Here is a 13,717-nt window from a genome sequence, read left to right on the forward strand (position 1 = left end):
ACCAAAAAATCCCTGTGAGAGGGAGCAGGTCCCCTCCCACATTTTGATTGTTCAGAGGATTCAGGATCTGGCCAGGCGCAACAGGCGCTCACGCCACGCCGCCTGCGCCGGCAACGCCAAAAAAAATGGGTTCAGTAACGATTCCCGCGCCGGATAGCTGAACCGCTCGCCGCTCAACTCCAACACCTCGCCGCCCGCGCCTTCCAGTACACCTTGGGCCGCCGCCGTGTCCCACTGCGACGTGGGCGCCAGCCGTGGGTAACAATCGGCGCTGCCTTCAGCCAACAGGCAGAACTTCAACGAGCTGCCGATATTCGCCAGCTTCAACTCACCCAAGTCCTGGCTCAAGCCATCCAGCAAACGCTCCTGCTCGGGACTGCTGTGGCGGCGGCTGGCGACGACGGTAAACGCTTCGCCCGCAGCCGGGGTCTTGCGCACCTGGATCTGCCGGGGCGCTTCGTTTACATCCGAACGCCACGCGCCCAGGCCTGCGCCACCGAAGTAGCAACGACCGCTGGTAGGCATCGACACCACGCCAAACACCACGCGACCCTGTTCGATCAACGCCACGTTGACGGTAAATTCTTCACTGCCGCTGATGAACTCCTTGGTGCCATCCAGCGGGTCCACCAGCCACCAGCGCTGCCAACCCGCGCGCACGCTCTGGTCGATATCGGCGTCCTCTTCGGACAGTACGGGAATGCTGGGGTCGAGCGCAGTCAGGCCGGCGAGAATCAGGTGGTGAGCGGCCAGGTCCGCCGCCGTCACCGGCGATTCATCCGCCTTGGCAGTGACCGCCACATCGGCGCGCCAATACGGCAGGATCACGTCGCCGGCCTGGCGTGCCAGCTCGATCACGGGGGCAATCAACGGGTGACCTAAAAACAGTTCGCTCATGCGCTGAAGGCTCCTCGCTGGGTCAAGAGGTCTCGTACCAGGTAAAGCGCGGCCAATGCGCGGCCTTCGCTGAACTGCTCGTTTTGCGCCAGTTGCGACAGCTCGCGCAGGTTGATCCGGTCTACACGCATCGGCTCGGGCTCATCGCCCTCCAGGCGTTCTTCGTACAGGTCGGTGGCCAGTACCACCTGAATTTTCTGGCTCATGTAGCCAGGCGACAACGACAACTCGGTGATGTGCTCCAACTGATGCGCACCAAAGCCCGCCTCCTCCTTAAGCTCGCGATCTGCCGCCGCCAGTACGTCCTCGCCAGGTTCGATCAGACCCTTGGGCAACGACAGCTCATATTCGTCAGTCCCGCCACAGTACTCCTCGATCAGCAGCGCGTGATCCGCATCGATCATCGCCACGATCATCACCGCGCCATAACCGGCGCCGCGTCCGACCAGACGCTCGTAAGTCCGTTCAACGCCGTTGGAGAAGCGCAATTGCACTTCCTCCACGCGGAACAAACGGCTACTGGCGACGATTTCGCGGGCGAGGACGGTGGGTTTCTGGCGCATGAGAGGCTCCTTGGCGTGATCGGGTTACTATACCGTGGCTTTTCCGATTGTCTGTGTCGGATATCTTTACTTACATGAGACCGCCCCATGCCCGCTTTACCCTGGCACGCCATCGACACTGTCCTGCTGGACATGGACGGCACCCTGCTCGACCTGCATTACGACAACCACTTCTGGATGGAGCACCTGCCACAACGCTACGCCGACCTGCACGGGGTGAGTCGGGCCATGGCCGAGATGGAGCTGCAGCCGTTGTTCGAGCGTAACGCCGGACAATTGCAATGGTATTGCCTGGACTTCTGGAGCGCCGAATTGAAACTGCCGGTGCGCGAACTCAAGCTGGAAACCGCCGACCTGATCGCCCTGCGCCCGGATGCCGACACCTTCCTGGCGGCGATCAAACAGGCCGGCAAGCGGGTGATCATGATCACCAACGCCCATCGTGACTCGTTATCGTTGAAGTTGGAGCGCATCGAGCTGGCGCCGTATTTCGAGCGGTTGATCAGCTCACACGACTATGGTTTCGCCAAGGAAAACCCGCAGTTCTGGGACGCCTTGCAGGCCGACATCGGCTTCGACCCTGCCCGCAGTCTGTTTATCGATGACACCTTACCGATTCTGCGCAGCGCGCGGGATTTCGGCGTGGGACATTTGCTGGCGGTGAAAGAGCCGGACAGCAAGAAGGGGCCCAAGGACACCGCAGAATTTTCTGCAGTCGAAGACTACCGCGACCTCATCGCCGGGCTCTAAACCACTGTGGGAGGGAGCAAGCCCCCTCCCACCTTTTTGATTTGCGTATTACTCGGGAATACGCAGGGTCTGGCCTGGGTAGATTTTGTCCGGATGCGACAACAACGGCTTGTTAGCCTCGAAAATTTTGTTGTACTGGTTGGCGTTGCCGTACACCGCCAGGGAAATCGCGCTGAGGGTGTCGCCCTTTTTCACCACAACGAAACGGGCGGCAGCCACCACCGGACCGGATACGGTGATCTGATCATCCACACTCGCCACACCGGCAATGTTGCCCAATGCCAGCAGGATCTTTTCTTTCTCTTCCTGGGTCGCCACCTCACCCGTCACGGTTACCTTGTCGCCGTCTACCGTGGTTTGCACGTTGGGATTACCCAGGCCGACCTTGGCCACATGCTCTTTCAATTGCTCGCTGGCGTTGGCATTACCGGGCGTCAGCAGGTCGATCAACTTCTCGCCTGCTTCCTTGACAAAGCTTAAAAGACTCATGGTGCGCTCTCCTTGGGATTCGGGATTTGATTTCCAGATGCCCAAGACTAGACCCGCCCTGCCGACATGGGTTCCGGCCCGAGCACAGACCCAAACGCGCTAGAATCCCCCCGCCATTGGAATAAGCCTCGGAGCGAAGATGGACATCAAACAGCTGAAATTCCTCATCGCCCTCGACGAAACCCGTCACTTCGGCCAAGCGGCGGCGCGTTGCCACATCACCCAGCCGACCCTGTCGATGCGACTGCGCAGCCTGGAAGAAGAGCTGGACCTGCCGTTGGTCAATCGCGGGCAGCGTTTCGAAGGCTTCACCGCCCCCGGCGAACGTGTGCTGGCTTGGGCCCGTACCGTGCTGGCGGCGTATGACGGCTTGCAGGCCGAAGCGGCGGCCTGTCGAGGCAATCTGGTGGGTACGCTACGTCTGGGCGTGGTGCCGCTGTCGAGCTTTGACCCCCTGGCGCTGATGCAGCAATTGCACAAGGAACACCCCAGCCTGCGTTTTGAACTGTCGGCCCTCAGCTCCGAACAGATCCTGGAGCAACTGGCGAACAATCGGTTGGACCTTGGCGTGTCGTACCTGGAGCGTCTGGACACCGAACGCTTCGACTCCCTGGCCCTCGGCGAAACGCGCATGGGTCTGCTCTACGATCAACGTTTCTTCAGCTTCGGCGATACGCCGTTGAGCTGGGAATCGCTGATAGAACTGCCCCTGGGCATGCTTACCAGCGGCATGCACTTTCGCCAGTCCATCGACCACAACTTCCACAGCCGCGGCCTCAACCCACAACCGCTGTTGCAGACCGACGCCGTTCATCAGTTGCTGCAAGCGGTGCACGGCGGGCTGTGTTGCGCGGTGATGCCTCTGGAGGGCGGTCTGGATGCGCTCACCGAGCATTTGCGCCTGCAACCTATCGAAGATGCCCACACCCTCGCGCGCCTGGGGTTGATCATGCGGCGCAGTGCACCGCGATCGGCCTTGGCAGAGGCCTGCTTCGCACTGTTTCAGAAATCGCCGACAGCCTCTTGATCGACGCCATCTATCGACAGATCAGTACTGGCGATTAGACGCGACGCTTTGTCGCGCCTAGTCTAAGCACTGACCAATCCGCCGATGGTATTGCCCCATGAACGCCAAGCACCCGGTCTGCGCGGCGCCCGCTCTCGACACGCCTGCGCCCGTCGCCAGCCAGAGCTACCAGTTCTGCAATCTTGAACACACAGAAGTGGCCAGCACCGCGCTGGCCGAAGAAGTGGCGTTGGCCATCGCCTACAACGACATCAGCCAAGCCGTGATGCTGGTGACGCCAACGGACCTGGAAGACTTTATCGTCGGCTTCAGCCTGGGCAGCGGCATCATTGCCGACGTCAGCGACATTTATGACCTCAAACTCAGTGGCTCGGGTTCGGCGCAGTACGCCGAGGTGCAGATTTCCAGCCGTGCGTTCTGGAGCCTCAAGCAGCAGCGCCGACAACTGGCCGGCACCAGCGGCTGCGGGTTGTGCGGCGTCGAAGCGGTAGAACAAGCCTTGCCGGACCTCAACGTGCTGCCGGGCGCGCCGTTACCGCCTGCTAACTGGCTGGACGGCCTGCGTCAACGCATCAACGCATTTCAGCCATTGGGCCAGCACAGCGGCGCCGTGCACGCGGCAGTGTTCATGAACGGCCAGGGCGAGTTGCTGCTGGGCCGTGAAGACATCGGCCGGCATAACGCCCTCGACAAATTGATCGGTGCACTGATTCGCCAAAAGATTCCGACTGACGGCGGCCTGGCGATTGTCACCAGTCGTTGCAGCCTCGAATTGATTCAAAAAGTGCTGCGCGCAGGCATCCAGACCCTGGTCAGCCTGTCGTCGCCCACCGGACTGGCCCTGCAATGGGCACGCCGGCATAACCTCAATCTCATCCACCTGCCGCAGAAAAGTGCGCCGCGGGTCTACAGCCCCGCGATGGAGAACCAGCCGTGAGCAATCATCATCAAGCCGACCAAACCCCGACCCCGCGCTACAAGCCCTACAAAGGCCCGGCAGGCGGCTGGGGCGCGCTGATCAGCGTAGCCCAGGCATGGTTGACCAGCGACAATGCGTTGAAAAACCTGCGCATGATGCTCAAGACCAACCAGAACGGCGGCTTTGACTGCCCTGGCTGCGCCTGGGGTGACTCGCCGGAAAGCGGCATGGTCAAGTTCTGCGAAAACGGCGCCAAGGCGGTCAACTGGGAGGCCACCAAGCGCCGTGTCGATCCGGCATTCTTTGCCAGGCACAGCGTCACCGCGCTGCTGGAGCAGAGCGACTACTGGCTCGAATACCAGGGCCGCCTGACCGAGCCGATGCGTTATAACGCCGAAACCGACCGCTATCAGCCAGTCAGCTGGGAAGCGGCATTCGACCTGATCGGCAAGCACCTCAACGCCCTGCCCAGCCCGGACATGGCCGAGTTCTACACCTCGGGCCGTGCCAGCAACGAAGCGGCATACCTGTACCAGCTGTTCGTGCGCGCCTACGGTACCAATAATTTCCCGGATTGCTCGAACATGTGCCACGAGGCCAGCGGCGTGGCCCTGGCGCAAAGCGTGGGCGTCGGCAAAGGCACCGTGACCTTCGATGACTTCGAACATGCCGATGCGATCTTCGTGTGGGGCCAGAACCCCGGCACCAACCACCCGCGCATGCTCGAACCTCTGCGTGAAGCGGTTAAACGCGGCGCCCAGGTGGTGTGCATCAACCCGCTCAAAGAGCGCGGCCTCGAACGCTTCCAGCACCCGCAGCATCCGCTGGAAATGCTCACCAACGGTGACAAGCCCACCAACACTGCTTACTTCCGCCCGGCGCTGGGCGGCGACATGGCCATCCTGCGCGGCATGGCCAAGTTCCTGCTGCTGTGGGAACGCCAGGCGCAGGCCGAAGGCAAGGAAGCGGTGTTCGACCATGACTTCCTCAACGAACACACCGCCAACGTGCTCGACTACCTGGGCAAGATCGACGACACCTCGTGGGATGAAATCGTCGAGCAGTCAGGGCTTACCCTGGTCGAGATCGAGCAAGCCGCGCGCATGTACGCCAAGGGCAAGAACGTGATCATGTGCTGGGCGATGGGCATCACCCAGCATCGCCACTCGGTGCCGACTATCCAGGAAATCGCCAACCTGATGCTGCTGCGCGGCAACATCGGCCGCCCAGGCGCCGGCCTATGCCCGGTGCGTGGCCACAGCAACGTGCAGGGCGACCGCACCATGGGCATCAACGAGCGCCCACCGGTGGCCTTCCTCGACTCCCTGGAGCGGCGTTTCCAGTTCCAGGTGCCGCGCACCAACGGCCACAACGTGGTGGAAGCGATTCACGCCATGCTCGAAGGTCGCTCCAAAGTCTTCATAGCCCTGGGCGGTAACTTTGCCCAGGCCACGCCGGACAGTTCGCGCACCTTCGAAGCGCTGCGCAACTGCGACCTGACGGTGCAGATCAGCACCAAGCTCAACCGCAGCCATTTGATGCACGGTAAGGACGCACTGATTTTGCCGTGCCTGGGCCGCACCGACATCGACATCCAGGCCGACGGCCCCCAAGCGGTGACGGTGGAAGACTCGTTCAGCATGGTTCACGGCTCCAATGGCCAGTTGCAGCCGCTGTCGAGGCTGATGAAGTCGGAGCCTGCGATCATCGCTGGCATCGCCGCCGCCACCTTGGGCAGCAAGCCGGTGGACTGGAACTGGCTGGTGGCCGATTACGGGCGCATTCGCGACCTGATCGCCGACACCATTCCAGGCTTCAAGGATTTCAACGAACGCATCAAGCACCCAGGCGGGTTCTACCTCGGCAACTCGGCCGGCGCACGTCGCTGGAACACCCCATTGGGCCGCGCCAACTTCCGCGCCAACATTCTGCCCAAAGACCTGATCCACGAACGCACTCACGCCACAGGCCGCGTGCCGGACCTGATCATGCAGTCGATGCGCTCCCACGATCAGTACAACACCACCATTTATGGCCTGGATGATCGTTATCGCGGAGTGAAGGGCCAGCGTGACGTACTGTTCGTCAACGAAGCAGACATCATCCGCCTGGGCTTCAAGCCGGGGCAGAAGGCCGACATTGTGTCGCTGTGGGAAGACGGCCGTGAACGCCGCGTGAAGGGCTTCACTCTGCTGGCCTTTGATATTCCGGCGGGTCAGGCCGCCGCGTATTACCCGGAAGTGAACCCGCTGGTGCCGCTGGAAAGCACCGGGGACGGCAGCCATACGCCGACCTCGAAATTCGTGGCGATCCGCCTGGAAGCGGCGAGTGACAACGGGTTGATCATGGCCCGCACTGCATAAATTACAGGCACAAAAAAGGCCGCTTTTTGCATAAAAGCGGCCGTTCCGAAGTAGATAGAGACTGGTCAAAACGACTTAAGTTCCCTATACAAAACAGCAAGTTAGCGAATTGTATACAACTATTGCCACTGGTCGGATTTCGATTGTCAGCATTCTCCTGCGACCTCAGGATCGCGGCGTCATCCTCTTGAGGTCTCCCTATGAAGTTCTCCTCGATTCTCTTGCTGTCCTTTAGCCTCGTCAGCGGCGCAGCCATGGCGGGTGGCACCACCGAAGCCGGTGTGGGCGGCGCATTGGGTGGGGTTCTGGGTTCGGTCGTAGGCCAGCAGATCGGCGGCAACACAGGTTCGGCCATCGGTGCAGCCTTGGGCGGCGCAGGCGGCAGCGCCGTGGGTGCCGACAAACGCAGCCGTGGCGAAGCCGCCATCGGCGGTGCATTGGGCGCGGCCGGTGGCAACGTGGTAGGTCGCAGTGTAGGCGGCAACACCGGCAGCCTGGTGGGCGCAGCCGCCGGCGGTGGTGCCGGGGGCGCGCTGGGCAACTACATGGGCAACAAGAGCGATAACGATGATCGTCGTTACCGTGGACGCGATAACCGTCGTTATGACCGTGATGACCATCGCGGCCGTGGCCATGCCTATGGGCATCGCAAGCATCATCATCGCCACCGCTGAGGGCTCAAGGCCACCGCACATCCAATGTGGGAGGAGCGTGCTTCCTCTCACATCCGCCTAGAGGGTGTTTCGCCTAAGCAAGCAAACGCTGCAGCGCCTCGCGCAGCGTCTGCGGGATCATCACAGGCCGGTTCGAAGCCCGATCCACGAAGACATGCACGAACCGCCCCGCCGCACAGGCCTCTTCCTCGCCGGCCTTGAATACCGCCAACTCATATTGCACCGAGCTGTTGCCCAACTTGCCCACCCGCAGGCCGATTTCGATGCGCTCGGGAAAGGCAATCGACGCAAAATAATCACAGGCTGAACTCACCACAAAACCCACCACCTCGCCGTCGTGAATGTCCAACCCGCCCTGCTCGATCAGGTAGGTATTCACCGCCGTGTCAAAAAAGCTGTAGTAGGTGACGTTGTTCACATGGCCATACACATCATTGTCGTGCCAGCGTGTGATGATCGGCTGGAAGTGAGCGTAATCGGCGCGTTGCGGCACTGAGTCAGGCATTGGCAAGTCTCTTCAAGGTGTCTGTTTACAGGTCCTGCAAATGAGCCTCGGCCCACTTGCGTACCTCTGCGTAGGGATAGTCCTCCAGCGCGGCGAACCCGGGAATGCTGCGCGCCTTCAACCGGGTAAACAATGGCACGCTGATTCCGCCGAGGAAGCGCACGAGCCGTTCGGCGCCCGGCAAGTCGCCGGTGTTTTCATGGTGCCTGTGGATAAAATCACCGCACAGGCCCATGAAGTTTTTATCCACAAGCGCCGGCAGGCTCGGCGGCGGTGGCAAATGCGCGATATGGCCGTGGCACACCGAACAGTTTCCACAGCGTTGCGGCGCCTGGTCATCGCCAAAATACTGCGCCAAACGATGACCGAGGCAATGTTCGGTGGCGAACAGATCAAGCATGGCGTGAATACGCCCCACTTCCGTTACCTCGTGCTGCTTGAAGCCTGTGTATAACTCGGCGCTCAATACCTGCGGGTCGAAATCCGTGTTCAGCAAACTGTAGACCTCGGTCATCTGCTTGCTCTCCAGTTCAATCAGCCCCAGCTCCTGGAAATAATCCAGTGCCTTCACCACCCGGTTGCGCTCAGCGCCGTGCTGTTGATAAAGCACGTCGAAATCCACCGTCGCCCAGGTTTTGGCGCGTTTACACACCTGGATGATCGCCGCGACAAACTGCTGCCGCTCGCCGGAAAAACGCGCCAGCAAAGCCTGCGGCTCAATCAGGTATTTAAAACGGTACTCTGCATAAAAAGCATAGCGCGGCGCGATCACGCCCTTGAGTTCGAGTTGTACCAGTAAGGTCTTGAGCGGCAGCTCACGGATATTGCTATGGTCCGACAACGAGCGCAGCAGGAACTCCCACTGCCCCTCGCTGCGTGAAGCCTGCAACTCCTCCAGCACACGGCGGATTCCCTCTTGCTCCGGCGTGTCGCCGTACACAAAATTTTCCAACACATTGAGGCTGTCACGGTTGGCCAGCACCAGGCAGTCCGATGGCTGCCCGTCACGTCCTGCGCGGCCGATTTCCTGGCTGTAGTTCTCGATGGATTTGGGCAGGTCGAAGTGCACCACGTTGCGGATATCACTCTTGTCGATGCCCATGCCGAACGCGATGGTGGCGACGATGCAGTTGGAGCGCCCGCCCATGAATCGCTGCTGGATGCCCTCCCGTTTATCGTGCGGCAACCCGGCGTGATACGCCTCGGCCTGGATACCGTTGCGGTTCAGGTGCTCAGCGATCTGCTCGGCGGTTTTTTGCAGGGTGACGTAGACGATGCTCGGCTGGCGGGTCCGCTCGCTCATCCACTGCACCAGACGTTGGCGCTTGTTCACGCCGCTGACCGGCTCTACCAGCAGGTTGAGGTTGGGCCGATAGAAGCCCGTGGTAATCACATCGCTCGGCGCAATGGCGAACTTGGCCTGCATGTCGGCAATCACCTCGGGTGTTGCTGTAGCAGTCAGCAGAAGGGCTTGCGGGATATTGAACTGGCGTTGGTAGTCCGGCAGCTTCAGATAGTCCGGACGGAAGTTATGGCCCCACTCGGAAATGCAGTGCGCTTCGTCCACCACCAGCAGCGAGATCTGCACACTTTGCAGAAAGTTGCGAAAACGCTCGTTCTTCAAGCGCTCTACGGAAATCATCAGGATTTTCAGCTCACCGGAGCGCGCCCGCGCCATCACCTCATTGGCATCCTCGCGACTCTGCGCCGAATCGATGCTACCGGCTGAAATACCGTGGCGCTGCAGAAAGCCCAACTGATCCTGCATCAACGCCAGCAGCGGTGAAACCACCAGCGTCAGGTGCGGGAGCAGAACCGCCGACAGCTGATAGCACAGGGACTTACCGGAACCGGTGGGGAAAATTGCAGCCGCCGAGCGCCCGGCCAGCACGGCGCTCACTGCCTCCTGCTGGCCCAAACGAAACTGTGTATAACCAAAGACCTGCTGGAGGGTGTCGTGCATAGGCTGTCACTCCATTGACCGCTGAGGGTGGCTTAAAAACGTAGCTCACCCGGGTCAGCGAATCGAGAAAGGTCGCATGGAAAAAAAGAGACAGGATGATACACAGCGTGGTGGAAAGCAGGACTATTCGCGCAAGCTTGTAGGAACAACTACCACATCTTGCCTATCCAAAGACTGCCTTCGCGCAGACGCATTGCGCTACAATCAAGCCTTGCTATCTAGGAGTACGCTGCGATGAGCGAACTGACGTTTGAGCAAAAACAGGATCACTACCACAAGATCCGCCGTTCCAATTACTTGGCCAGCCTGCGCCTGGAGGGGTTCGATACTCAGCCGGCGGACGTCGACAAACCGCTGCCCACTCGCGAAGCCGTCCTTGCCAAGTACCGCAATACCCCGCGCTGATGCTCGACAAATACGGGGTGGGCCAGGATCCTTACTGCTATCCCGGTAGCAGCGTCCTGCGCAACCGTCTCGATTTGCTCGATGAAGTACGCTTGCATGAAGCAGAGCGGGAATTGTCCGAAATCGCCATAGGTAATCTTCCCCTCTTCCCGCCGCCCTACGACCTTGATCGCCTGCAAAACATCCACCGCACTTTATTTGGCGATATTTACGACTGGGCCGGTGAGCTGCGCAGCGTCAATATCCAGAAAGGCGACACGCTATTCTGCACGCCCGAGCGTATCGCCCCGGAAGCGGAAAAGATTATTCGGCATATGGAAGAGGCGAACTGGTTTGTCGGCGCCACCCAGGCTGACCTGGTGACTCAAATCGCTGAAGTTTATGGCGACCTCAACGTCATCCATCCTTTTCGCGAAGGCAATGGCCGGGCGCAACGGATCCTGTTTGAACAAATCATCGTAAATGCGGGATTCTCGGTGAACTGGTGGCTGGTAAAAGACGCAGCGTGGATACCTGCGAACATCGACGCGGTGGCGTGTGATTACAGGGGGCTGGAAACGATTTTCAAGCGCTGCATAAGCACACCGGCAACGCCATGATCGTTCCCATGGTTGGGCAGTGCTGATCGAAAGATCGACGCCAAGCTGAAGATGCCGGCAATCACTGTAGGAAAGGACGAAATACCGCGCAATCCGCTTCCCAAACTGCAAAAAAAACCTGCTTACCCCTCTATTGAATATCCCTCTTTCTGACCGAAACTAACGCCCTCTCCACTTTCTCGGTAAAGCCCGTGAACATCGAAAGGACTCAACACAACGGCCGTTACGGTTTCAAATTTGCCGTGATTCTCCCTTCAAGGATGATCCGGCAACGCCGGGGCGGCTGCTTCAATGACTGAATATAGCTTCTGGATCAGTCTGGCTCTCTTCCTGGTAATTTCTGCCTTGATCACACGAGCCATATATCGTCGACGACGTCATGCTCACCCACTTCTGCGAACCTCCAACATGAACCTGGCCCCAAACTTCCCCGAAGACTCCGATATGCAGCAACTCCTGCAACTGCTGCACGAAGAAATCGGATTGCCGCAACATAAAACCCTTCGCCTGCAAACCGCGATCAATCTCGACCTGGGCTGCGATGGCGGCGAAGCCAGGCAACTGATGGAGACGCTGGAGCAGGATTTCGCCGTCGACCTGGGCGACTACGATGCCTACCGTTACTTCCAGCCGCCAGTGTTTGATGTCTTCCTCAAACACCGCGCCAAAGGCCGTGGGGAAAAAATCCCGCTGACCATCGGCATGCTCTACCTGGCTATCAAGACCCACAGCTGGGACACGCAGACGCTGGAAAACCTGAGTTAAGTGCGCCACAAACTGTGGGAGGGGGTTGCTCGCAATGACAGAGTGTCAGTCCGCGAACATTTGAATGACATACCGCTATCGGGAGCAAGCTCCCTTCCACACCTGATCCCTAACGACCTGGCGATCGGGCACAAAAAAGCCGCCCGATAAGGGCGGCTTTTTTGTGCCCGATCGAGTCTTACAACTTGGGACCCGCCGCCTTGATTGCATCACTCACTTCAAACTTCTTGAAGTTCTCGACAAACAACCCTGCCAGCGCCTTCGCCGCTTCGTCATAAGCAGCCTTGTCAGCCCAGGTATTGCGAGGGTTCAACAGCCCAGTCTCAACACCCGGCACCGCCAACGGCACGTCCAGGTTGATGGTGTCCAGGTGCTCGGTCTCGGCACCGATCAATGCGCCGCTCTGGATGGCTGCGATCACGCCGCGAGTGGTCGGGATGTTGAAGCGCTTGCCAACGCCGTAGCCGCCACCGGTCCAGCCGGTGTTGACCAGGTAAACCTTGGAACCGAAACCGCGGATGCGCTTGATCAGAAGCTCCGCGTATTCGCCGGCCGGGCGCGGGAAGAACGGCGCGCCGAAGCAGGTGGAGAAGGTTGACTTGATGCCGCCGCCCGAGCCCATTTCGGTCGAACCCACCAGCGCGGTGTAGCCGGACAGGAAGTGGTAGGCCGCTTGTTCTTCGCTGAGGATCGACACGGGCGGCAGTACGCCGGTCAGGTCGCAGGTGAGGAAGATCACAGCGTTAGGCTCGCCACCCAGGTTCTTCTCGGAACGCTTGGCAACGTGCTCCAGCGGGTAGGCCGCGCGGCTGTTCTGGGTGAGGCTGACATCGGCATAGTCGGCGTGCTTGGCGTCGTCGATCACGACGTTTTCCAGCACCGCACCGTGCTTGATGGCTTTCCAGATCACCGGCTCGTTCTTCTCGGAGAGGTCGATGCACTTGGCATAGCAACCGCCTTCGATATTGAACACCACGCCTTCACCCCAACCGTGTTCATCGTCACCGATCAGGTAACGGCTTTCGTCGGCGGACAGGGTGGTCTTGCCGGTGCCCGACAGGCCGAAGAACAGAGTCACGTCGCCTGCTTCGCCGATGTTGGCGGCGCAGTGCATCGGCAGCACATCGGAGGCCGGCAGCAGGAAGTTCTGCACCGAGAACATGGCTTTCTTCATTTCACCGGCGTAGCGCATGCCGGCGATCAGGACTTTTTTCTGCGCGAAATTGAGGATCACGCAACCGTCGGAGTTGGTGCCGTCACGCTCTGGCACGCACTCGAAGTTGGCCACGTTGAGCACTTGCCATTCTTCACGACCGGCCGGGTTGTACTGCGCCGGGTTGATGAACAGGCAACGACCGAACAGGTTCTGCCAGGCCGTCTGGGTGGTCATTTTCACGGCCAGGTAGTGGTCTTCTGCGGCCCCTACGTGAACATGGGAAACGAAGTGCTCTTGCGCGTTGTTGAATGCTTCTACGCGGCTCCACAGGGCATCGAACTTGTCGGCCGGGAACTTGCGGTTGATCGGGCCCCAGGCGATAGCGTCTTGAGTGGAAGGCTCTTCAACGATGAAACGGTCGACCGGCGAACGGCCGGTGCGGTGACCGGTACGTACGACCAGCGCGCCAGTATCGGCAAGCTCGCCTTCACCGCGGCTCAGGGCTTCTTTAACCAGATCGTCAACACTCAGATCGGTGTATACGGCGTTGTTGGCTTGCGTCATGAGGTTCCCCGTCGGCCTATGGCCGAGTGCTCCAAACGTTTTGTAGTAGAAAGTTGCGCACTACTACCGCGAAAAAAG

The 13,717-nt window shown here is 59.9% G+C and carries 14 protein-coding genes; 8 read left to right on the forward strand and 6 right to left on the reverse strand.

Features of this window, described 5'->3' with window-relative positions; translation table 11 throughout:
• Positions 1-60: 60 nt before the first annotated feature.
• Together cysQ and nudE are read right to left on the reverse strand one after the other, a co-directional pair.
• Positions 61-897 carry a 3'(2'),5'-bisphosphate nucleotidase CysQ gene (gene cysQ / locus TU75_RS19290; RefSeq protein WP_060549787.1) on the reverse strand — a complete coding sequence of 279 codons (837 nt, stop codon included), beginning with the start codon at positions 895-897 and terminating at the stop codon, positions 61-63.
• Positions 894-1,460 carry an ADP compounds hydrolase NudE gene (nudE, locus tag TU75_RS19295; protein ID WP_003235993.1) on the reverse strand — a complete coding sequence of 189 codons (567 nt, stop codon included), beginning with the start codon at positions 1,458-1,460 and terminating at the stop codon, positions 894-896. Before nudE ends, cysQ begins: the two co-directional genes overlap by 4 nt.
• Before the next feature lie 87 nt (positions 1,461-1,547).
• Here nudE and yrfG point away from each other — a divergent pair, with 87 nt between their 5' ends.
• On the forward strand, positions 1,548-2,210 hold the full coding sequence (gene yrfG / locus TU75_RS19300; protein WP_060549788.1) for a GMP/IMP nucleotidase: 663 nt from the start codon (positions 1,548-1,550) through the stop codon (positions 2,208-2,210).
• A 48-nt stretch (positions 2,211-2,258) separates the two neighbouring features.
• Here the strand turns inward: yrfG and lysM are convergent, their stop codons facing one another.
• Positions 2,259-2,699 carry a peptidoglycan-binding protein LysM gene (gene lysM, locus TU75_RS19305; RefSeq protein ID WP_003235997.1) on the reverse strand — a complete coding sequence of 147 codons (441 nt, stop codon included), beginning with the start codon at positions 2,697-2,699 and terminating at the stop codon, positions 2,259-2,261.
• Between the two features lie 139 nt (positions 2,700-2,838).
• Between lysM and TU75_RS19310 the strand changes: the two genes are divergently transcribed.
• The 4 genes from TU75_RS19310 to TU75_RS19325 all read left to right on the forward strand — a co-directional run bounded on the left by TU75_RS19310 (position 2,839) and on the right by TU75_RS19325 (position 7,682).
• Positions 2,839-3,726, forward strand: coding sequence for a LysR family transcriptional regulator (locus TU75_RS19310; RefSeq protein ID WP_015373512.1), 888 nt, complete (start codon positions 2,839-2,841; stop codon positions 3,724-3,726).
• Positions 3,727-3,823: 97 nt separating this feature from the next.
• Complete coding sequence (fdhD, locus tag TU75_RS19315) at positions 3,824-4,663, forward strand: formate dehydrogenase accessory sulfurtransferase FdhD (protein ID WP_060549789.1); 840 nt, start codon at positions 3,824-3,826, stop codon at positions 4,661-4,663.
• Complete coding sequence (locus tag TU75_RS19320) at positions 4,660-7,008, forward strand: FdhF/YdeP family oxidoreductase (protein WP_060549790.1); 2,349 nt, start codon at positions 4,660-4,662, stop codon at positions 7,006-7,008. The genes fdhD and TU75_RS19320 overlap by 4 nt, the downstream gene beginning before the upstream one ends.
• Positions 7,009-7,208: 200 nt before the next feature.
• Positions 7,209-7,682: a YMGG-like glycine zipper-containing protein gene (locus TU75_RS19325; RefSeq protein ID WP_060549791.1), complete on the forward strand. Its 474-nt coding sequence runs from the start codon at positions 7,209-7,211 to the stop codon at positions 7,680-7,682.
• A gap of 73 nt (positions 7,683-7,755) precedes the next feature.
• Here TU75_RS19325 and TU75_RS19330 read toward each other — a convergent pair whose 3' ends face one another.
• Both TU75_RS19330 and TU75_RS19335 read right to left on the reverse strand, forming a co-directional pair.
• Positions 7,756-8,187 carry an acyl-CoA thioesterase gene (locus TU75_RS19330; RefSeq protein ID WP_015373508.1) on the reverse strand — a complete coding sequence of 144 codons (432 nt, stop codon included), beginning with the start codon at positions 8,185-8,187 and terminating at the stop codon, positions 7,756-7,758.
• Positions 8,188-8,212: 25 nt separating this feature from the next.
• Positions 8,213-10,150, reverse strand: a complete 1,938-nt coding sequence (locus TU75_RS19335; protein ID WP_060549792.1) for a RecQ family ATP-dependent DNA helicase — start codon at positions 10,148-10,150, stop codon at positions 8,213-8,215.
• A 234-nt stretch (positions 10,151-10,384) separates the two neighbouring features.
• Between TU75_RS19335 and TU75_RS26825 the strand changes: the two genes are divergently transcribed.
• The 3 genes from TU75_RS26825 (at position 10,385) to TU75_RS19345 (ending at position 11,919) form a co-directional block, all read left to right on the forward strand.
• Entirely contained in the window at positions 10,385-10,555 is a 171-nt protein-coding gene (locus tag TU75_RS26825; RefSeq protein WP_003236014.1) for a YhfG family protein, read from the forward strand.
• A complete protein-coding gene (locus tag TU75_RS19340; RefSeq protein ID WP_003236016.1) occupies positions 10,555-11,154 on the forward strand; it encodes a putative adenosine monophosphate-protein transferase Fic in 600 nt (199 codons plus the stop codon). Before TU75_RS26825 ends, TU75_RS19340 begins: the two co-directional genes overlap by 1 nt.
• A 408-nt stretch (positions 11,155-11,562) precedes the next feature.
• Complete coding sequence (locus tag TU75_RS19345) at positions 11,563-11,919, forward strand: DUF1493 family protein (protein WP_060549793.1); 357 nt, start codon at positions 11,563-11,565, stop codon at positions 11,917-11,919.
• 178 nt (positions 11,920-12,097) lie between these two features.
• Here the strand turns inward: TU75_RS19345 and TU75_RS19350 are convergent, their stop codons facing one another.
• On the reverse strand, positions 12,098-13,639 hold the full coding sequence (locus TU75_RS19350; protein ID WP_015373504.1) for a phosphoenolpyruvate carboxykinase: 1,542 nt from the start codon (positions 13,637-13,639) through the stop codon (positions 12,098-12,100).
• Between the last annotated feature and the right edge of the window lie 78 nt (positions 13,640-13,717).

Source organism: Pseudomonas poae (assembly GCF_001439785.1).
Classification (GTDB): Bacteria; Pseudomonadota; Gammaproteobacteria; order Pseudomonadales; family Pseudomonadaceae; genus Aquipseudomonas; species Aquipseudomonas poae.

Excerpts from the sequence above, each read along its gene's own strand:
- cysQ (WP_060549787.1), bottom strand. The coding sequence starts at position 897 with ATGAGCGAACTGTTTTTAGGTCACCCGTTGATTGCCCCCGTGATCGAG.
- nudE (WP_003235993.1), bottom strand. The coding sequence starts at position 1,460 with ATGCGCCAGAAACCCACCGTCCTCGCCCGCGAAATCGTCGCCAGTAGC.
- yrfG (WP_060549788.1), top strand. The coding sequence starts at position 1,548 with ATGCCCGCTTTACCCTGGCACGCCATCGACACTGTCCTGCTGGACATG.
- lysM (WP_003235997.1), bottom strand. The coding sequence starts at position 2,699 with ATGAGTCTTTTAAGCTTTGTCAAGGAAGCAGGCGAGAAGTTGATCGAC.
- TU75_RS19310 (WP_015373512.1), top strand. The coding sequence starts at position 2,839 with ATGGACATCAAACAGCTGAAATTCCTCATCGCCCTCGACGAAACCCGT.
- fdhD (WP_060549789.1), top strand. The coding sequence starts at position 3,824 with ATGAACGCCAAGCACCCGGTCTGCGCGGCGCCCGCTCTCGACACGCCT.
- TU75_RS19325 (WP_060549791.1), top strand. The coding sequence starts at position 7,209 with ATGAAGTTCTCCTCGATTCTCTTGCTGTCCTTTAGCCTCGTCAGCGGC.
- TU75_RS19330 (WP_015373508.1), bottom strand. The coding sequence starts at position 8,187 with ATGCCTGACTCAGTGCCGCAACGCGCCGATTACGCTCACTTCCAGCCG.
- TU75_RS19335 (WP_060549792.1), bottom strand. The coding sequence starts at position 10,150 with ATGCACGACACCCTCCAGCAGGTCTTTGGTTATACACAGTTTCGTTTG.
- TU75_RS26825 (WP_003236014.1), top strand. The coding sequence starts at position 10,385 with ATGAGCGAACTGACGTTTGAGCAAAAACAGGATCACTACCACAAGATC.
- TU75_RS19340 (WP_003236016.1), top strand. The coding sequence starts at position 10,555 with ATGCTCGACAAATACGGGGTGGGCCAGGATCCTTACTGCTATCCCGGT.
- TU75_RS19345 (WP_060549793.1), top strand. The coding sequence starts at position 11,563 with ATGAACCTGGCCCCAAACTTCCCCGAAGACTCCGATATGCAGCAACTC.
- TU75_RS19350 (WP_015373504.1), bottom strand. The coding sequence starts at position 13,639 with ATGACGCAAGCCAACAACGCCGTATACACCGATCTGAGTGTTGACGAT.